The organism is uncultured Stenotrophomonas sp. (assembly GCF_963519125.1).
GTDB lineage: Bacteria > Pseudomonadota > Gammaproteobacteria > Xanthomonadales > Xanthomonadaceae > Stenotrophomonas.
The window spans coordinates 85,223-104,243 of the sequence record NZ_CAUQLJ010000008.1 but is presented as its reverse complement, the minus strand read 5'-3'; the positions used below and the strand labels follow the sequence as shown (position 1 = coordinate 104,243).

General features: G+C 68.0%; 14 protein-coding genes and 1 tRNA gene. 4 read left to right on the top strand and 11 right to left on the bottom strand.

The features are described from left to right. Nucleotides 1–8: 8 nt before the first annotated feature. Genes RYM47_RS08795 through RYM47_RS08785 form a run of 3 tightly spaced genes read right to left on the bottom strand, consistent with a single transcriptional unit; the run spans nucleotide 9 to nucleotide 5,940 of the window. Complete coding sequence (locus RYM47_RS08795; protein WP_315387270.1) at nucleotides 9–3,872, bottom strand: YhdP family protein; 3,864 nt, start codon at nucleotides 3,870–3,872, stop codon at nucleotides 9–11. A gap of 6 nt (nucleotides 3,873–3,878) precedes the next feature. Further along, the gene (gene rng, locus RYM47_RS08790) at nucleotides 3,879–5,366 is read right to left on the bottom strand and encodes a ribonuclease G (protein ID WP_315387268.1); all 1,488 of its coding nucleotides are present in this window, start codon (nucleotides 5,364–5,366) and stop codon (nucleotides 3,879–3,881) included. After that, nucleotides 5,359–5,940 (bottom strand): Maf-like protein, encoded by a 582-nt coding sequence (locus RYM47_RS08785; protein ID WP_315387266.1) that lies wholly within the window; start codon nucleotides 5,938–5,940, stop codon nucleotides 5,359–5,361. The genes rng and RYM47_RS08785 overlap by 8 nt, the downstream gene beginning before the upstream one ends. A gap of 130 nt (nucleotides 5,941–6,070) precedes the next feature. On the opposite strand from RYM47_RS08785, the gene RYM47_RS08780 reads away from it, so the two are divergent. The 3 genes from RYM47_RS08780 to RYM47_RS08770 all read left to right on the top strand — a co-directional run bounded on the left by RYM47_RS08780 (nucleotide 6,071) and on the right by RYM47_RS08770 (nucleotide 10,692). Next, nucleotides 6,071–6,805: an SIMPL domain-containing protein gene (locus RYM47_RS08780; protein WP_315387264.1), complete on the top strand. Its 735-nt coding sequence runs from the start codon at nucleotides 6,071–6,073 to the stop codon at nucleotides 6,803–6,805. A gap of 220 nt (nucleotides 6,806–7,025) precedes the next feature. Beyond that, nucleotides 7,026–7,682 carry an energy transducer TonB gene (locus RYM47_RS08775; protein WP_315387262.1) on the top strand — a complete coding sequence of 219 codons (657 nt, stop codon included), beginning with the start codon at nucleotides 7,026–7,028 and terminating at the stop codon, nucleotides 7,680–7,682. Nucleotides 7,683–7,869: 187 nt separating this feature from the next. Next, a complete protein-coding gene (locus tag RYM47_RS08770) occupies nucleotides 7,870–10,692 on the top strand; it encodes a TonB-dependent receptor (RefSeq protein WP_315387261.1) in 2,823 nt (940 codons plus the stop codon). Between the two features lie 307 nt (nucleotides 10,693–10,999). Here the strand turns inward: RYM47_RS08770 and RYM47_RS08765 are convergent. From RYM47_RS08765 to RYM47_RS08730, 8 genes are all read right to left on the bottom strand, one after another. Then, nucleotides 11,000–11,076 (bottom strand) — tRNA-Asn (locus tag RYM47_RS08765). A 57-nt stretch (nucleotides 11,077–11,133) separates the two neighbouring features. Beyond that, on the bottom strand, nucleotides 11,134–11,604 hold the full coding sequence (rlmH, locus tag RYM47_RS08760; protein WP_102944473.1) for a 23S rRNA (pseudouridine(1915)-N(3))-methyltransferase RlmH: 471 nt from the start codon (nucleotides 11,602–11,604) through the stop codon (nucleotides 11,134–11,136). Nucleotides 11,605–11,670: 66 nt separating this feature from the next. Then, on the bottom strand, nucleotides 11,671–12,105 hold the full coding sequence (rsfS, locus tag RYM47_RS08755) for a ribosome silencing factor (RefSeq protein WP_315387260.1): 435 nt from the start codon (nucleotides 12,103–12,105) through the stop codon (nucleotides 11,671–11,673). Nucleotides 12,106–12,163: 58 nt separating this feature from the next. Next, nucleotides 12,164–12,829: a nicotinate-nucleotide adenylyltransferase gene (gene nadD / locus RYM47_RS08750; RefSeq protein ID WP_315387258.1), complete on the bottom strand. Its 666-nt coding sequence runs from the start codon at nucleotides 12,827–12,829 to the stop codon at nucleotides 12,164–12,166. A 5-nt stretch (nucleotides 12,830–12,834) separates the two neighbouring features. Further along, complete coding sequence (holA, locus tag RYM47_RS08745; protein WP_315387257.1) at nucleotides 12,835–13,872, bottom strand: DNA polymerase III subunit delta; 1,038 nt, start codon at nucleotides 13,870–13,872, stop codon at nucleotides 12,835–12,837. Between the two features lie 25 nt (nucleotides 13,873–13,897). Further along, nucleotides 13,898–14,509 carry an LPS assembly lipoprotein LptE gene (gene lptE, locus RYM47_RS08740; RefSeq protein WP_315387256.1) on the bottom strand — a complete coding sequence of 204 codons (612 nt, stop codon included), beginning with the start codon at nucleotides 14,507–14,509 and terminating at the stop codon, nucleotides 13,898–13,900. A gap of 113 nt (nucleotides 14,510–14,622) precedes the next feature. Continuing rightward, nucleotides 14,623–17,262 (bottom strand): leucine--tRNA ligase, encoded by a 2,640-nt coding sequence (gene leuS, locus RYM47_RS08735; RefSeq protein WP_315387255.1) that lies wholly within the window; start codon nucleotides 17,260–17,262, stop codon nucleotides 14,623–14,625. Between the two features lie 191 nt (nucleotides 17,263–17,453). After that, on the bottom strand, nucleotides 17,454–18,074 hold the full coding sequence (locus RYM47_RS08730; protein WP_315387254.1) for a DUF998 domain-containing protein: 621 nt from the start codon (nucleotides 18,072–18,074) through the stop codon (nucleotides 17,454–17,456). 58 nt (nucleotides 18,075–18,132) lie between these two features. Between RYM47_RS08730 and trxA the strand changes: the two genes are divergently transcribed. Continuing rightward, nucleotides 18,133–18,990, top strand: coding sequence for a thioredoxin (gene trxA / locus RYM47_RS08725; RefSeq protein WP_315387253.1), 858 nt, complete (start codon nucleotides 18,133–18,135; stop codon nucleotides 18,988–18,990). The last annotated feature ends 31 nt before the right edge of the window (nucleotides 18,991–19,021 follow it).

Sequence of the window (19,021 nt, the reverse complement as noted above, 5' to 3'; positions counted from 1 at the left end):
AAAGGAGGTCAACGCGCCACCGGCGCCGGTGCGGCCGGTTTCGGCACATCGTCGCGGTCGATCACGTCGACCTTGGGCTCGGCCCACGGGCCGGTCACGCGGTAGGTCTTGGCGCCGATCTCGCCCAACGGCTTGGACAGCACCGCATTGGCCGCCGCGCCAACCGCAGCGCCGACCGGCCCGCCGGCCACCGCACCGACCACCGTGAGCAGGTTGCCGGCACGCGGATTGACGTCGATGGTCTGGTCGAACTGCTGGCGACGCAGGTCGGTGCGGCCGCGGATGCTGATGTTGGCGGCCGGGCCCTCGATCAGCACCTTGTCGGTGGTGGCCATGCCGTCGGCGAACGCCAGCGTGCCGCCGACCTGGTTGAAGGCAAAGCCCTTGGAGAAGAAGTCGCGGAAGTCGAACATCAGCCGGCGCGGCAGCTGGGTCACGCTGAGCAGGCCCAACACGCGGCCGGCGCCGGGCTCCAGTTCCAGCAGCTGGCCATTGCGCGCGTGGACCTCCATCCGGCCCTGCAGCGCGCCCAGCTGGAAGTCCGACGGACCGCCCTGCCAACCCGCGTCAAGGGTGATCTGGCCCTGCCCACCGCGCAACTGGCCGCCGTAATCCAGGTTCTGCATCAGTCCGCCCAGGTCTTCGCTGTCCACCTTGACCTCGACATGGGTGCTGGCCGCCGCGCCCATGCCCAGCCAACGCCCCTGGATGTCGATGGCCTGCTTCGGCGCGCGGAACTGCAGCTTGTCCACGCTGAGGCCATTGCCGAACGGGCGCGTGCGCAGCACGGCCTGGCCCAGCCGTGCCTTGCCGAACTGCAGGTCGGCCACGTCCAGTGACAGCGGCGGAATCTTTGCCGGGTTGGTGTCGTTGGCACTGGCCTGCACCCGTGCCGGCAGCGTGGCATCGGCCGGCAGCAGGATCGGCGCGCCGTCGCCCGGCGCCTTCACCGGCGACGGCGGCGACTGCCAGTGCACGCGGTCCAGCCTGCCGACGATCGGCGCGCCGTCGGCACTGGGCACGCTCAGGTTGCCGGACAGCGACGGGCCGTCCAGGCGCACGTCGACACCCCCACTGGCGGGCTTCAACTGCAGCCGGGTCTGCGGGAACACGCCCCCGGCCAGCAGCAGCTGCCCGACCTGCACGTCGACCTGGCGCAGCGGCATCGGATCGGCATCGGGCGTGCCGCCGGGAGAACGCGCCAGCGCGATCCAATCCAGCGCATCCAGCGAGCCGCTCTGACCGTTGACGACCAGTCCGCTGGCCGGCGGTTCGCGGTCGACCGTGCCGCTGCCCAGCGTGACCTGCACGCCGGTCTGGTTGTTGTGCGTACGCGCCGCCAGCGCCAGGCGCTGGCCGAACGCTACGTCCACCCGCCCGGCGCCCATCGGCAGCTGCGCGGTGACCGACGTGGCCAGCGGGGTGTCGGCCGGCTTGTCCAGCGGCGCTGGCAGGTCCAGCCGCGTACCGACCAGATCCGAATGCAGGCGCAGCATCGTCGGCGCTTCCACTTTGGCACCCGGCGCCACCTTCGGCAGGGTGACCCCGATGGTCCAGCGCGAAGTGCCCTGGATGTAAGGCTTGAGCCAGCCCAGTTCCGGCGCGCGGTCCAGCAGCAGGCCGGCGTCCAGCGCTGCGCCCAGCTCAGCTTCGAACGCCTGCTGCGGGTCGCGCACATAGCCACCGGCACGCAGGCTCAACTGGCCGTCCTGGCCCAGGTGGCGCACCGCGAGGGCTTCAGCGCCAAAGCCCTCGCGGCTGTATTTCGCCAGCCCGCGCATGGCATCGAACGTCAGGTCGAAACGCTTGTCCGACAGCGTGGCGCCATCCAGCTCGACAGTGCCCTGCAGGTGGCCGGGGCCCTGGTCGTGGTGCAGCGGCTGCAGCAGGTCGAAAGTAACGGCGGCCGGACCCTTGGCGGTCAGGTTGTCGAGCGAATCGGCATACGTCGCGTGCAGTGGGCTCTGTTTGAGCATGGCCAGCAACGCACCGACATCGCTGCGGGTGGTCGCCTTCACCGTCAACGCGGACGGTCCGAAATCGGCAATGCCGGCATCGAAATGGTCCACCGCCACCCCGGCCAGGTCGCCGCGCCCATGCATCTCGAACCCCGGGCCGATGAAGGCGATATCGCCATCGACCTTGTTCATGGTCGGCCAGTCGTGCTGGAAGCGGATGGTGCCGTCGTCGATACGTCCGCTGGCTTCGAAACGGCCGTTGTTCCTGTCGAACGGCCAGTCTTCCAGATCGCCGGTCACCAGGCCCACGCCGCCTCGCACGTAGCCGCCTACCAGCGCTGCATCGAGCCAGTCGGTGGCGCCTTTGCTCATCTTGGAATGGATCCAGAACCGCTTGGCCGCGGTCATCGGCACGTCGTCCAGCTTGGCCGCCAGCTGCAGCCAGGGGCGCGTGCCATTGCCCTGGAACCACACTGCACCGCGCACGTCGGCGGCGTAGTCGGTGCCCTGCACGCGCAACGCGGGCGTGCCGACGCGCCAGCCACCGCCTTTATCGCGCCAGCCGACCATGCTGCCGGCCAGGCGCACGTCGTGGCGTACGCCAAAGCCGGTGGGCCAGTCGAAATGCATCACCCGGGACGGCTGCAGGTCAAGGCGGAACCCATTGGCGTCGCCGTCGAAGTGGCCGCCCACCCCGCTCAGGCCCGGCGCATGGCCAGCTGCGGCAAACTGGATGTCCTCCAGGTCGCCTTCGAACCGCAGCGCACCGTCGCGCTCGCCGGCCACCCGCACGCGGCGCATCCGCACCTGCGGCGCGGCGTCGTGCAGCCAGGCACGCAGGCCCGGATCGACGCGGTCGGTGAGGGCCAGCCCACGCAGGAGAGCAGTGGCGTCGATGTTGTCGCCGGCCAGCGCCAGGTGCTGACCGCCGGCGATCAACAACCCATCCAGCTGTTCCATCCGCCCGTCCATGCCGATCCGCAGTCGCGGCGCGTCGGCGCGCCAGCCGCCCTGCACCCAGCGCCAGCGCGCGCGCAGCTCCAAGGTATCCAGCTGCAACGCCGGGCGCTGGCCATCGGCCAGGGTCGCGCCGCGCAGCTGTACGCCCTGCAGGTCGGCGTCGGTGGTGATCATCACCACGCGGTGGTCGCGCAGGTCCACCCAGCTGTTGAAGGTGCCGGTGCCCTGCTGCAGCGACACCCCGCCGAAGGTCAACAGCGCCGACCAGGCGCGGAAGTCGGCTGGATCGGCGGCCAGCCAGGCCTGGCCGTCGCCCTTGGCGCGATCAAAATCGAGCACCGCTGTGAGCGGCGCGGCCTTCACGTCGGCCCAGGCACGCGCACCGACCGAGACGCGCTCGCCGTTCACGCGCAGGCGCAGGTCGATGCGCGGCAGCTCGGCCTGCACCTTCAGCGACGGCGCGTCGACCCGCAGGCGGCCGCCGATGACCTGCAGCTCGCCCAGGCGTCGCAGCGTTTCCAGCGGATCGCCGCCGGCCTTCGGCTGCGGCAGCCCCTGCACCGACCAGCGGCCGTCCTCGGCCCGCTGCAGGACCAGGGCCAGCCCGCGCAGGCGCAGTTCGGTCAGCGAATGACCGGGCAGCAGCCCGGAATACAGCGACACCAGCACCTCGGCCTCGCCGATGCGCAGGCCCTCGCCCGCACCGATGCGCAGGCCCTTGAGTGCCAGCAACGGGCCGCGCCGGGTCCAGCGGGTCTGCAGCTGGTCGAACGCCACCGGCTGTCCGGCGCGCGCGCTCAGCCAGCCGGCCACCTTGTCAGGGTGGCGCTCGGCCAGCGGCAGCAGCTGGCTGATGCTGCCCACCAGCAGGGCCACACAGACCAATACGATCGCCATGGCATAGGCAGCATGGCGGCGAATCCTTCGCAGTCGCAGGCGCAGCGGCGCGCTCATCGGTACTCAGAGCAGAACGACATCGAACTGCTCCTGCAGGTACTGCTCGTCGGCCTGGAAGCGGATCGACTTGCCCAGGAATTCCTCCAGCTCCGCGACCGCCGCCGATTCCTCGTCGGTGATCCGGGCCACGACCTTGGACGACGCGATCACCAGCAGCCGCGCGGCGTCGAACTGCCGCACCGCGCGGGTGATCTCACGGAAGATCTCGTAGGTAACCGTCTCGGCAGTCTTGATCGAACCGCGCCCGCTGCACTCCGGGCACGGTTCGGACAGCTGCCGCTCCAGGCTTTCCACGGTGCGCTTGCGGGTCATTTCGACCAGGCCCAGCGGCGAGAACTCGTACACCGTGGTCTTGGCATGGTCGCGCGCCAGCGCCTTCTCCAGCGTGCGCAGCACCTGGCGGCGGTGTTCGGCATCGTCCATGTCGATGAAATCGATGATGATGATCCCGCCCAGATTGCGCAGCCGCAGCTGGCGTGCCACCGACTGCGCCGCTTCCAGGTTGGTGCGGAACACCGTTTCTTCCAGGTTGCGCTGGCCCAGGAACGAACCGGTGTTGACGTCGATAGTGGTCATCGCCTCGGTCTGGTCGATCACCAGGTAGCCGCCGGACTTGAGCGGCACCTGCTTGTCCAGCGCGCGGCCGATCTCATCCTCGACCCCGAACATGTCGAAGATCGGCCGGTCGCCGCTGTACAGCTCCAGCTTCTCGGCCAGCACCGGCATGTACTTGGCCACGAACGCCTGCAGCTGGGTAAAGGTTTCCTTGGAGTCCACCTTGACCTTGTCCACGTCCTTGCGGATCAGGTCGCGCACCGAGCGCAACGGCAGGCTCAGGTCTTCATAGATCACGCTCAGCGGCGCGGCCTCGCGACCACGGCGCTCGACCACGTTCCAGACCCGTGACAGGTAAGCGACGTCCTCGGCAATGGCCTCGGCCGGCTGGCCCTCGGCATTGGTACGCACGATGTAGCCGTAGCCGCCGTGCTGGGCAGACAGTTCCGTGACCAGCGTCTTGAGCCGTGCACGCTCGGCTTCATCCTCGATCCGCGCCGACACCCCGACCACCTTCGACTGCGGCAGCAGCACCATGTAGCGCGAGGGAATGCTGATCTGGGTGGTGAGCCGGGCGCCCTTGGTGCCGATCGGGTCCTTGACCACCTGCACCACGATGTCCTGGCCGTCGCGCAGCAGCTCCACGATCGGTACCGAGGAAGGCGGTGGCAGCGTGGTGCCTTCGGTATCGGGGCTGGCCACCGGGGCCGGGCGGATCACGTCGTTGGCGTGCAGGAACGCCGCGCGCTCCAGCCCGACCTCGACGAAGGCCGCCTGCATGCCCGGCATCACCCGTTGCACCTTGCCCTTGTAGATGTTGCCGACCACCCCGCGGCGCCAGCCACGTTCGATGTGCAGCTCCTGCAGCATGCCGTTTTCAATGACCGCCACCCGGGTCTCGCGTGGGGTGACGTTGACCAGGATTTCTTCAGACATGGGCGACTCCGTTCGATTCGAATGCCTGCAGCAGGTGTTCGGTCTGCTGCAGGGGCAAGCCCATCACGCCCGAATAGCTTCCCGCCAGATGGCGGATGTAACGCTCCGCCCCGCCCTGGATGGCGTAGGCACCCGCTTTGCCCATCGGCTCACCGCTGGCGACATAGGCGGCAATGGCCGCGTCGTCCAGTGCGATGAAGCTGACCTCCGAAACCACCACCACCACCTGCTCGACCCCGGCGGCGACCAGCGCCACCACGGTCATCACCTGGTGGGTGCGGCCGGACAGCCGGCGCAGCATCGCGCGGGCGTCGGCGGCGTCGACCGGCTTGCCGAACACCTCCCCGTCCAGCACCACTTCGGTGTCGGCGCCCAGCACGCATGCATCGGGATCATCGGCGACCAGGGCCAGGCCCGCGCGGGCCTTGTCCACGGCCACGCGCCGCACGTAGTCCTGGGCGGTTTCACCGGCGGCCCGTACTTCGGGCACGTCCAGGTCCAGCGCGCGGAACGGTCGGTCCAGGCGCGCCAGCAGATCGGTTCGTCGGGGGGAACGGGAGGCAAGATAAAGCATCGCGGAAGCATAACCTGCGCGCCCTGTCTGAATCGCGAGCAACAACACCCAATTGCGTCCAACCCCGCCGTTTCTCACCAGACGTTCATCGCTCCGACACCAACCTCAACGCCTTCACAAGGAGATCCACATGCGTCGCAATGCCCTGTCCCCGCTGCTGCTCGCCCTGTCGCTTGCCCTGGGAAACTCGATGACCGCCCACGCCCAGTCCCAACCCGCGATCGCCGTGCCGGCCGACGGCACCCTGCTCAACATCTCGGCCAACGCCGAGGCGCGCCGCGTGCCCGACGTGGCCACGCTGTCGGCCGGGGTGGTCACCCAGGCCACCGACGGCAACACCGCCATGCGCCAGAACGCCGAGCAGATGGTGAAGGTGCTGGCCGCGATCAAGGCCGCCGGGATTGCCGAGCGCGACGTGCAGACCAGCGGGGTCAATCTCAGCCCTCAGTACCGCTATGCCGAGAACGAGGCGCCGAAGATCACCGGCTACCAGGCCAGCAATACGGTCAGCCTGAAGGTGCGCGACATCGCAAAACTGGGCAAGGTGCTTGACGCGCTGGCCGCGCAGGGCGCCAACCAGATCAACGGCCCGCAGTTCGAGATCGACCAGCCCGAGCCGGTCTATGACGAAGCCCGCCTGGCCGCGCTGAAGAAGGCCCAGGCCCGCGCCGAAACCTACGCGAAGTCGCTGGGCCTGCGCGTGCGCCGGATCGTCAGCATTTCCGAAAGCGGCGGCGGCAACTTCCGCCCGGTGATGATGCGGGCCGCGGCCGCGCCGATGGCCGCGGACATCTACACCCCGGTGTCGCCGGGCGAGTCCACGGTGTCGGTGAACCTGGACGTGGTGTTCGACCTGGGCAGGTAAACCGGGAGCGGTCCACCGCTGGACAACAGGACGGCGCCCTCGGGCGCCGTCGTCCGTTTATGACCGGCAGCCAAACACCCACAGCGCCCCTGACTTCCAGCCCGTGCCCGGCTCCGGTAATCCTGTCATTGCGCGGCCCCGTCTTCCGCAGTCTGCAACCCCGTCGGCCGCGCCCGTACGTTGATGTTCCCGCACGCACATCTGGCAAGGAGAGTGGCGCATGGTCCGTACGCATCCCCCGGTGGTTCCGCTTCACATCGACGTCTCGCGCGTGCTCGGCTGGAGCACCGCGCTGGCCCTGCATCTGCTCGCACTGATGCTGCTGCTCATTCCGGCCGCCTACGTGGCCGCGCCACTGCCGCGCGACCGGACCGTGATCCACATGGTCCTGCCGCCGGTGGCCCAGCCCGAACCGCCGACGCCGTTGCCGCCGACCGAACCGGTGCCGGTCCGCGCGCCCACCACCACCCCACGCGTGGCCCCGCTGCCGCAGCCGACCTCCACCGCCGACGACGTGCTGGCCGTGCCCCCGCTGCCGGCCAGCGACATCCAGGCCCCGACCCTGGCCCCGGTGGAACCCGCCCCCGCCGCGTCAGGCGAAGGCGTGCAGTTGCAGTACCGCACCGCCCCGCCGCCCAGCTACCCGATCGCCGCGATCCGGGCCGGCGAACAGGGCACCGTGGTGTTGCGGGTGCAGGTTGACGCCACCGGCAAGCCCAGCAGCGTGGTGATTGAACGCAGCAGCGGCTCGCGGGCCCTGGACAGCGCTGCCCGCCAGCAGGTGCTCCGCCACTGGCGTTTCGTCCCGGCCCAGCAGGACGGCCAGGCCATACCGGCGGTCGGGCTGGTCCCGGTGAGTTTCTCCCTGCCGGATTGATCGGAATTTGTGGGGGAAACTCAAGCGGGTTTTCCCCACTTCTAGACAGACGTCACGATTAACGCGAATTAAGCAATTTTTCACTGTTTCGTCACCTGTCGGAAACCTAGATTGTCGCCGACGCTCCGCATAGACGGCTGCGCCCAACGACTTAGTACGTAGGTTTTTTCCAGTCAGGAGAGAAACTGTGAAATACCCGATCCAACGGCTCCGCAGCCGCCGCAACAACCTGTCCCAATCCGTGTCCGCCGTACTCACCGGCAGTGTGCTGCTGCTGGCCGGCGCCTTCGCCTCCTCCTCCGCGTTTGCCCAGGAGCAGGCCACCAACCTGGACCGCATCACGGTTACCGGGTCCAATATTCCCCGCACCAATACCGAAACTCCGTCCCCCGTGCAGGTGGTAACGCGCCAGGACATCGACCGCAGTGGCAAGACCACCGTGGCCGAGTATCTGCAGACGCTGACCTCCGACGGTGCCGGCTCCATTCCCAAGACCTTCGGCAACGGCTTTGCCGGCGGCGGCGCGGGCATCTCGCTGCGCGGCCTGGGCGCCGGCTCCACCCTGGTGTTGTTGAATGGTCGCCGCATGGCCACCTATGGCCTGGCCGATGACGGCCAGAAGGTCTTCACCGACCTGAGCACCATCCCGCTGGATGCGGTTGAACGCGTGGAAGTGCTCAAGGATGGCGCCTCGGCGATCTACGGTTCCGACGCCATCGCCGGCGTGGTCAACATCATCCTGCGCAGCGACTTCGATGGCGTGATCCTGCGTGGCTCGTATGGCCTGTCCGGCGACAGCGACGGCGACGCCAAGAAGGCCACCCTGACCGCCGGTACCGGCGACATCGCCGAAGACGGCTGGAATGCGTTCTTCAGCCTGGACGTGGGCAAGACCGACGCGATCAAGATCAGCGACCGCAAGAACCGCGACTGGATCGGCACCGGTGACCTTCGCCCGTGGGGCATCAGCGCGCAGGATTCGCAGTTCCTTGGCGGCGCCTTCCTCAATGGTGGCACCAGCGGCGGCGCCGGCCCGAATGGTTCGGTGTTCGATGATCGACTGGTCGATGACGACAACCCGGCGTTCCTGGTGCCGCTGCCCGGCTGCCAGGGCCTGACCACCATCCCGGGGCAGACCGATGCGTCCATCGCCGAGGATGGCTGCCTCTGGAACCCGGCGCAGCTGTACCGCGACCTGAGCCCGAAGGAGGAGTACGTCAACGTGTTCGGCCGCGCCAGCTTCGCTTACGGCGAAGGCGGCGAGATCTACACCGAAATCGGCTACTCCAAGAAGGAAACGGTGTTCAGCAACACCCCGTCGGGCGTGTCCGGCAGCTGGGGCTACCCGGGCGGTCCGGTCAACGCCAGCAGCGGTCCCGGCGCCGTGGTGCTCAACCCCGCCCACCCGGACAACGTGATCCCCGGCCAGGCTTCCCGCCTGCGCTATTCGGCCTGGGATGTCGGTCCGCGCGTGACCACCAACACCAATGAGTTCACCCGCTTCCTGGTCGGCACCAAGGGCAACTGGGGCGACTGGGGTTACGACACGGCCTACCTGCACTCGAGCACCAACCTGGTCAACAAGCGCACCGGCTTCCTGCGCTACAGCGCCGTGCAGTGCGCACTGGGCGATCCGAACTGTGCGGGCGGCGTCTGGCGTATCGGCGACAATGCCGGGCAGAACTCGCAGGCCCTGTACGACTACATCTCGCCGGAAATCCAAGCCAACGCCAAGTCCAGCCTCGACATGTTCGACTTCACCGTGTCGCGCAGCCTGATGGACCTCAAGGGTGGCCCGCTCGGCCTGGCGATCGGTACTGAATGGCGCAAGACCAGCAACAGCCTGACCCCGCAGACCTACACCGACGTGGGCGACATCATCGGCCTGGGCTACTCGGCGTATGACGGCACCCAGAATGTGTACGCCGGCTATGTCGAATTGTCCGCACCGGTGCTGGAACAGCTGGAACTGTCCGGCGCGGTCCGCTACGACAAGTACGAAAGCGGCGACGGCAAGGCCACCCCGAAGCTGGGTGTGAAGTGGACGCCGGTGGACTGGGTCGCGCTGCGCGCCACCTACGCCGAGGGCTTCCGCGCCCCGAACCCGGCCGAAAATGGTGACGGCGGCCTGGCCGCGTTCTCCACCGCCCGCGACCCGGTCCGCTGCGCGGTCAGCCCCCCGGCCGATGCGACCACCAACTGCGGTGCGCGCCCGGTGGCCATCATCACCAGCCCGAACCCGGACCTGGTGCCGGAAGAGTCCAAGAGCTACTCGTTCGGTATCGTGCTGCAGCCGACCAGCACCACCTCGCTTACCGTGGACGCCTGGGAAATCAAGCGCACCAATGAAATCGCGCAGGGCAGCACTGCAGATGCGATCGCCGCCGGCGACGTGCTGCGCGACACCGACCTGATCAACGGCATTCCCGGCACTGGCACGATCCTGGCGGTCAACACCGCCTACGTGAATGCCAATTCGTCGCGCGTCCGCGGTATCGACACCGATATCCGCCAGACCTTCGACATCGGCCCGGGCCAGCTGCAGATGGACCTGCAGTGGAGCCACGTGCTCAAGTTCGAGCGCACTGAAGGCGACAGCACGGTCGACTACGTCGGCACGCACGGCAACTGCGATGTGACCAACTGCATCGGCACGCCGGAAGACCGCATCAACTTCGGCACGACCTGGAAGCAGGACGCGTGGAGCGTGAGCGGCATTGTCAACTACATCAGCAGCCTGGAGAACAAGGACAAGCGTGGTGGCGACTACCTCGCCTTCTACGCCGACGGCACGCCGGTGGAGAAGATCGCCTCGTTCACCACCTTCGACCTGTCCGGTCGCTACAACATCACCGACGCGTTCGAACTCAACGCCTCGGTGCAGAACGTGTTCGACCGCACCGCCCCGCTGGATCCGACCACCTACGGTGGCGTGAACTACAACCCGCTGCACTTCAGCGGCGCCATCGGCCGCTACTTCACCATCGGCGCGAAGTACACCTTCAACTGATCGGTGCAGGTGTGAAACGAAAAAGCCCGGGCTCTGCCCGGGCTTTTTTTAGTGCAGGTATCAGGCGTAAGGCGGTAGCGTCGCGCCTTGGTCGACTGCCGATGGCAACGCCGCACCCGGTGATGGCATTGCAGTGATCGGAGTCGCGTCCCCGTCAGGCGTCTGATTGCACAGGTCCATGCGTCAAAGCGGTCACATGCGGGGTCGGCGGTCGTTTGAGAACCGACCCTACCGGCGCGCCGCAAGATCCGGGCACGCTCCACGCGGACAAAAAAAAGCCTCGCATCGCTGCGAGGCTCTCAAAACTTGGCGCCCGAAGTTGGACTCGAACCAACGACCCCCTGATTAACAGTCAAGTGCTCTAACCGGCTGAGCTATTCGGGCGGGGTGCGCATTGTAACCGGGTTTTTGCTGCTTGTAACCCTTCTGCGCGGAATTTCTTCACGCGCGGTGATACGGATGGTTGGCCAGCATCGCCGCAGCGCGGTACAGCTGCTCGGCCACCACGAGGCGCACCAGCATGTGCGGCAGGGTCAGCGGGCCGATCGACCATTTCTCATCTGCCAGCGCGGAGACTTCGGCTGAATGCCCTTCCGGGCCGCCAATCAGGAAGGCCAGGTCGCGGCCCTGCCCGCGCCAGTGCTCCAGGCGTTGCGCGAGCTGCTCTGAACTGAGCTGTTTGCCCGGTACGTCCAGCGCCACCACGTACGCGTTCTTGGGCAGCGCGGCGATCACCCGCTTGCCTTCGTCATCGGTGGCGCGACGTGCGTCGCGGCCCTTGCCGCGCAGGCCGGGTTCGATCTCCACCAGCTCGAACGGCAACCAGTGCGACAGCCGCTTCTGGTACTCGGCAAAGCCCTGCGCCACCCAGCTGGGCGCGCGTTCGCCGGTGGCGATCAACCTGGCTTTCATGGTCGTGCTCCTTGAAATGACAACGGCGCCACCGGGGCGCCGTTGTCGCTACTGCATGCGCGGGGTTCAGCGCGCGGCGTAGTCGTCTTCGTCAGCTTCGTCGTCCAGCAGGCTCGGCGACTGGTCACCCACGGTCCACAGGCGCTCCAGCGCATAGAACTCGCGTACGCGCGGCAGCATCACATGCACCACCACATCGCCCAGGTCGACCAGCACCCACTCGGCTTCGCGCTCGCCTTCCACGCCCAGCGGCATGGTGCCCAGCTGCTTGGCGAACTTCACCACTTCGTCGGCAATGGACTTCACGTGGCGGCTGGAGGTGCCCGACGCGATCACCATGTAATCGGTGACGCTGGACTTGCCGATCACGTCGATCTCTACGACGTCCTTGGCCTTCAGTTCTGCGGTGGCGTTACGCACACACGCGAGCAGTTCTTCGGTGGACGGCGCCGGATTCGAAAATTCGACCTTGATGGTCTGGGGCTGGACTTGGTCGCTCAAAGCAGGGGGACTCTATAGATTTGGGGGCGATTATACGGGTCCAGCGAGCTGAACGGGTTCACGGGCTGCCCAGCCCGTACAGCCGGTGGTCGGCAACGTAGTCGGCGACCCTCCCCGGCAGCAGCGCGCGCCAGTCGCCGCCGCTGGCGATCCGCTGCCGGACCTCCGTCGCCGATTCGCTGCGCAGCGGCGTCTGGAGGTGCAGCAGGCGGCCGGCCGGCGCGCTGAACAGGTCGCCCTCCTTCGCCGTCCAGCGCCCCTGCAGGGCTTCCTGCAGGCGTGGGGGCAGCTGCTGCTGCAGCGGGCTGCCCGGACGGTCGGCGACGATGAAGTGGGCCAGCCCGAACAGCGCTTCCCATTCATGCCAGCCGGTCAGGCCCAGCACGCTGTCGGCGCCCACCAGCCAGCCAATCGGCTGGCGGGGGCCCAGCTCGCCGCGCAGCTCGCGCAGGGTATCGACGGTGTACGACGGCACTTCCGGTTGGCGCTGCGCGCGGTCGAGCTCGCGCAGGTCCAGCAGCAGGCCCGGTTCGTCGTCGATGGCCAAGGCCAGCATTGCCGCACGCTGGGCGGCATCGGCACCCGGCGCGGGGCGGTGCGGCGGATCGGCCGCCGGCAGCAGGCGCACCGCGACCTGCAACTGGTCGCGCGCGGCGCGGGCGATGGCCATGTGGCCCTGGTGGACCGGGTCGAAGGTACCGCCGTAATGGATGCGCAGGCCCATCGGGCTCAGGCACGGGCCAGCAGGCGTACCGCGCGCGCTTCAGCCACCGCCACCAGCAGCCGCTCCAGGCCCAGCCAGGCATCGCCGTCGGCGCGCCCCTTGGCCATGCGGTCGACCAGCCCGGCCTCGGCCACGAAGCGCTCCCAGCGCTTGGCTTCGGGGTGGCGCTGCAGCGCGCGTTTGAAGGGCGCCTGGCGCGACTCCCAGATGCCGCGACTTTTCATTTCAGCGGCCAGGTTGCCGCCACGCGCCTGCACCCGCGCCAGCGCCGCGGTGGCCAGCATTTCGCGGATCACCATCGGCATCAGCGCGGCCACGGCCTCGCCTTCGGCGCGCAGGCCGGCCAGCATGCGCAGCACTGCTGCCGGCTGGCCGGAGAACGTGGCTTCCAGCAGCCGGAATACGTCGTAGCGGGCCGCATCGGCGACCAGCGACTCCATGGTGTCCACGTCCAGGTTCTGGCCGCTGGCCAGCAGCGCCAGTTTGTCGATCTCCTGCGCGGCGGCCAACAGGTTGCCTTCAACCCGTTCAGCGAGCCGCTGCACGGCGGCCGGGTCGGCGCGCAGGCCCTTCTGGCGCAGGCGGCGCTCGATCCACTCAGGCAGTTCGTGCGGCTTGATCGCCCACGCTACCGAAAGCACGCCGACGCGGCTGACCGCCTCGGCCCACTTGCCCTGGTGGGCCTTGCTCCATTCGTTGCAGGTGATCAGCAGGATCACGTCCGGCGCGGGGCTGGCGCAGAACTGGCTGATCACCTCCCCGCCCTCCTTGCCCGGCTTGCCGGTCGGCAGGCGCAGTTCGACCAGCCGGCGTGCACTGAACAGGCTGGGCGCGTTGAAGGTGGCGTCGAGCTGGTTCCAGTCGAAATCGCGGCCGTCGGCGTCGAATACTTCGCGCTCGGTGATGCCCTCGGCACGTGCCTTGGCACGCACCGCATCGGCGGCCTCCAGCACGCGCAGCGTTTCCGGCCCGGCAATCAGGTATACCGGCGCCAGCGGTTGGCTGGCCGGTTGGCTGGCGAACTGTTCGGGGCGCAGTTCCATCGTGCGGCCGGTCCGTGCGGACCGGTCAGCCGCCCTGCGGCGGTTTGGTCGCCGCCGGGACCGTGGCCGGCGCGGTGGTCGGCGCAGCGGCCGGCACCTCGGCAGGCTTGGCAGCAGGCGGCGTCAACGTGCCACGCTGCAGCTCGGCGCGCACCACGCTGTCGATGCGGCGCAGGATCGAGGCGGACATTTCGCGGCGCAGTTCATCGGCCAGGATCTCGCGCTCGGTGGTGGTACCGGTGGCGTCGCTGGGCGGCGACACGTAGTCGCGCGACAACTCGATCACCTGCTGCGGCACCAGGTCGCTGCCGTCTTCGCGGCGGAACACGAAGATCACCGCGTAGCGCAGGCTGTATTCCTGCGCGCGGCCCTGTGCGTCGATCGCGATGGGCAGGTCGCCCCAGCGCTCGGACAACACCTGCAGCTGCGCAGCGGGCGCCTTGCTGTCGGCATCGGCAATGGTCGCGCCGGACGCCATCAGGCCGCGGCGCAGCAGCTTGGCCAGTTCGCTGTAGGGGGCGGTGGAGACCACCTTCACCGCGGCGGTGTCGGCCGGCAGCATCAGCTTGTTGCGCAGATGGAAGCCACACCCGGCAAGGGTCGCGGTGAGAACGAGGGCAAGCAGGAATCGAGTCATGTTCACAGTCTGGCGGAGGCGGGCGAAGCCGGCAACAGGGGGCGGACGACACCATGCCCGATTGCGCGTGAACAAAGCACGTAGGGCGGGGCCTTGCCCCGCCCCCCATGGCGTTACGCGGCGACGATGTTCACGATCTTGCCGGGCACGATGATGATCTTGCGCACGGTCAGGCCTTCCAGGAACTTCGCCGCATTCGGCTCGGCCAGGCCCAGCGCTTCGATCTGCTCGCGCGGAACGTCGGCACCAACCTCGATGGTGCCGCGCAGCTTGCCGTTGACCTGCACCGCCAGGGTCACCGCATCGCGCACCAGTGCGCCGGCGTCGGCCTGCGGGAAGGGCTGGTCTTCCAGCAGCGTTTCGCCATGGCCCAGCACCTGCCACAACGCATGGCTGGCATGCGGGGTGATCGGGTTGAGCAGCAGCACGGTGGCCTGCAGCGCTTCCTGGCGGACCGCACGGCCCTGCTCGGAGCTGTCATCGAACTTGGCCAGCGCGTTCATCAGTTCCATCACCGCCGCGATGGCGGTGTTGAAGCTGTGGCGGCGGCCGTAGTCGTCGCCGACCTTGCCGATGGTTTCATGGGTCTTGCGGCGCAGCGCCTTCTGTTCGGCGGTCAGCGCAGCGGCGTCCAGCGCCGGAGCGACCCCGTCGGCGGCGTGCTTCTGCACCTGCGCCCACAGGCGGCGCAGGAAGCGCGCCATGCCGTCCACGCCGGCTTCGTTCCACTCCAGCGACTGTTCCGGCGGTGCGGCAAACATCGAGAACAGGCGCACGGTGTCGGCGCCGTACCGGCTGACCATGGCCTGCGGGTCCACGCCGTTGTTCTTGGACTTGGACATCTTCTCGGTGCCGCCGATCTCCACCGGCTGGCCGTCGGCGATCAGCACGGCACCGGTGATGCGGCCGCGCTCGTCGCGCTGCACGTCCACGTCGGCCGGGTTGATCCAGTCCTTGGAACCGTCCGGGTTCTGGCGGAAATAGGTATCGGCGATCACCATGCCCTGGCACAGCAGGTTCTGCGCTGGCTCGTTACTGTCCACCATGCGCGCATCGCGCAGCAGCTTGTGGAAGAAACGGAAGTACATCAGGTGCAGGATCGCGTGTTCGATGCCACCGATGTACTGGTCGACCGGCAGCCAGTAGTTGCCGCGCTTGTCCACTGCGTCGCGGGCACCGGGCGAGGTGTAGCGCGCGTAGTACCAGCTGGACTCCATGAAGGTGTCGAAGGTGTCGGTTTCACGCTCGGCCGCGCCGCCGCAGTCCGGGCAGGTGGTCTTGCGCCATTCCGGGTCGGCCTTGATCGGCGAACCGGTACCGACGAAATTCACGTCTTCCGGCAGCACTACCGGCAGCTGCTCTTCCGGCACCGGCAGGGCACCGCACTTGGGGCAGTAGATCACCGGAATCGGGCAGCCCCAGTAGCGCTGGCGGCTCACGCCCCAGTCGCGCAGGCGGTAGTTCACGCGACGCTGGCCCTGGGCCTTGCGCTCGAAGCGCTCGGCCAGCGCCTCGAAGGCGCCCTGGAAGTCCAGACCGTCGAATTCGTCGGAGTTGACCAGCTCGGTGTCGCGGGTCTTGTCGCCGTACCAGTCCTGCCAGCGCGTGGCGTCATATGCGCCTTCGTCCTTGCGCGGCGACTTCAGCGCGATCACCTGGCGGATCGGCAGGCCGTACTTGTTGGCAAATTCATTGTCGCGCTGGTCGTGGCCGGGCACGGCCATGACCGCGCCGGTGCCGTAGCCCATCAGCACGAAGTTGGCCACCCACACCGGCACCTGGGCGCCGGTGACCGGGTGTACCGCACGCAGGCCGGTGTCCATGCCGCGCTTTTCCTGGGTTTCAAGTTCCGCTTCGGACACACCGCCCTGCTTCATTTCCGCCAGCAGTGCCGCCAGCGTCGGGTTCGACTTCGCGGCGTGCAGGGCCAGCGGATGTTCGCCGGCGATCGACACGAAGGTCACGCCCATCACCGTGTCCGGGCGGGTGGTGAACACGCGCAGCGGGTCCAGCGCGCTGCCGTCGACATCGCGCACGTCGAACTGGATTTCCAGACCCTCGGAACGGCCGATCCAGTTGCGCTGCATGGTCTTGACCGATTCCGGCCAGCCGTCCAGCTCATCCAGGCCGTCCAGCAGCTCCTGGGCGTAGTCGGTGATGCGCAGGAACCACTGCGGGATCTCGCGCTTCTCGACCAGCGCGCCGGAGCGCCAGCCGCGGCCGTCGATGACCTGCTCGTTGGCCAGCACGGTCTGGTCGACCGGATCCCAGTTCACCACCGCGTTGCGGCGGTAAGCCAGACCCTTGCGCATCAGGCGGGTGAACATGCGCTGCTCATGGACGTAATAGTCCGGGCGGCAGGTGGCGAACTCGCGCGACCAGTCAATGGCATAGCCCAGCGACTGCAGCTGGCTGCGCATGTGGTCGATGTTCTTGTAGGTCCACGCCGCCGGCGCGGTCTTGTTCTTGATCGCCGCGTTTTCCGCCGGCAGGCCGAACGCGTCCCAGCCCATCGGCTGCAGCACGTTGTGGCCGGTCATGCGCTTGTAGCGGCTGATCACGTCGCCAATGGTGTAGTTGCGCACGTGGCCCATGTGCAGCGCGCCCGACGGGTACGGCAGCATCGAAAGGCAGTAGTACTTCGGCTTGTCCGAAGACTCGGTCACTTCGAAGGCGCGGGTGGCGTCCCAGAAGCTCTGGGCGGCCGATTCAACCTGCTGCGGATCGTAAACGTTGGGTTCGACGCTGGTCATGGAAAACTAAGGATGCGGCGGCAAAGCGGCACAGCGTACCGCAGTGCGACAAACGGCTCCAATCGCCGCCCCGGCCAATACCGGACCATATCGACATCCCGTTGATAAATCAGGGAATTACCCTTTCCATCCGGATCACGGGCGGCATGCCTGCGCGCATTCCCGCGTCGATTCCGGTCAGAACCGTCAATTCAGCGGTGATGGACCCGGCTGGCCACCGGCAGCGCAGCGGCCAGCCACAGCGCCCAGGCCACGAAGGCCACCCGCTGCGCCACCGGCGCCGGCATCAGCGCCTGCAGTACGAACGCCCCGACCAGCACGGCCAGGCCGGCCGCCAGGTGCAGTGCCACCAGCCGCCCCCAACCCGACAGGCGCCGTGCACCGAAACCGGACATCAGCGCGCCGGGCACGAACGCCAGCACCCAGACCATCCACGCACTGGCGTGGTACTGGCTCGCCGGGCTCTCGATATCGTTGGCGTCCAACGGCAGCACACCCATCGCGGCGAAGGCCAGGCCGGACAGCACCAGCATCTGCCCGCCTACGCGCAGGGTCCACGGCGCGGTCACCGGCACCCGCGCCAGCAGCCGCAGCGCCACTGCGGCAGCCAGCAGCCCCGGCAGCACGAAGCCCAGCAGGTCGAAGGCACCGGCGTGCGGCACCCCGATCGCGCCCAGCAGCGCCACCGGGTGGCCCAGCGGCAGGTAGCCCGGCAGGGCCGCGCCAAAACCCAGCACCGAGGCCAGGAACAGCACCGCCGCCGTGGCACCCAGAAGGGGATCGAAGCGTCGCAGTGTTTTCATCATGGGCATTGCTTATGAATATGGTCGGCACCATACACTGGGTACATCTTTACCGTTGAATCCGATCATGAGCGAGCTGTCCTACGTCTTTGAAGCCACCACTGAGACCTTCGAAGCACAGGTCCTGCAGAAGTCCCTGCAGACCCCCGTGCTGGTCGATTTCTGGGCCACCTGGTGCGAGCCCTGCAAGACCCTGGGCCCGATGCTGGAAAAGCTGGCCGGCGAGTACAACGGCGCCTTCGAGCTGGCCAAGGTCGACGTGGACAAGGAACAGCAGATCGCAGCGGCCTTCCAGATCCGCTCGGTGCCGACCGTATTCCTGGTCAAGGGCGGCCAGATCGTCGACGGCTTCCCCGGCGCGCTGCCGGAAGGCCAGCTGCGCGAGTTCCTGACCCAGCACGGCGTGCTGCCGGCCGAAGCCCCGACCGAAGCAGCTGCCGAGCCGGCCGCGCTGGACCCGCAGGCGCAGGTGGACGTGCTCCGCGCCAGCATTGCCGCAGAGCCGGACAAGGAGGAGCTGAAGCTCGAACTGGCGCTGGCCCTGCTGCAGACCGGTGGCACCGACGAAGCACGCGCGCTGATCGACGCGCTGCCGGCCAACCTGTCCACCGATGATCGCGCCGTGCGTGCCCGCGCCCGCCTGGACTTCGCCAAGGCGCTGCAGGACGCGCCCGCAGCGGAACAGCTGGACGCGCGCATCGCTGCCGATGGCAATGACCTGCAGGCCCGTCACCTGCGTGGCGTGCAGCTGCTGCTGGGCGGCCAGGACGAGGCCGCGCTGGAGCAGTTCCTGGTAATGCTGCAGAAGGACGCAGGCTTCAGCGACGGGCTGCCGCGCAAGCTGCTGATCGACGCCTTCCGGGTGATCGAGGATGCCGCGCTGGTCGGTCGTTACCGTCGTTCGATGTCGGCGCTGCTGTTCTGAGCGCGGTGGGCGTTCAGAATCCCTGCACCGA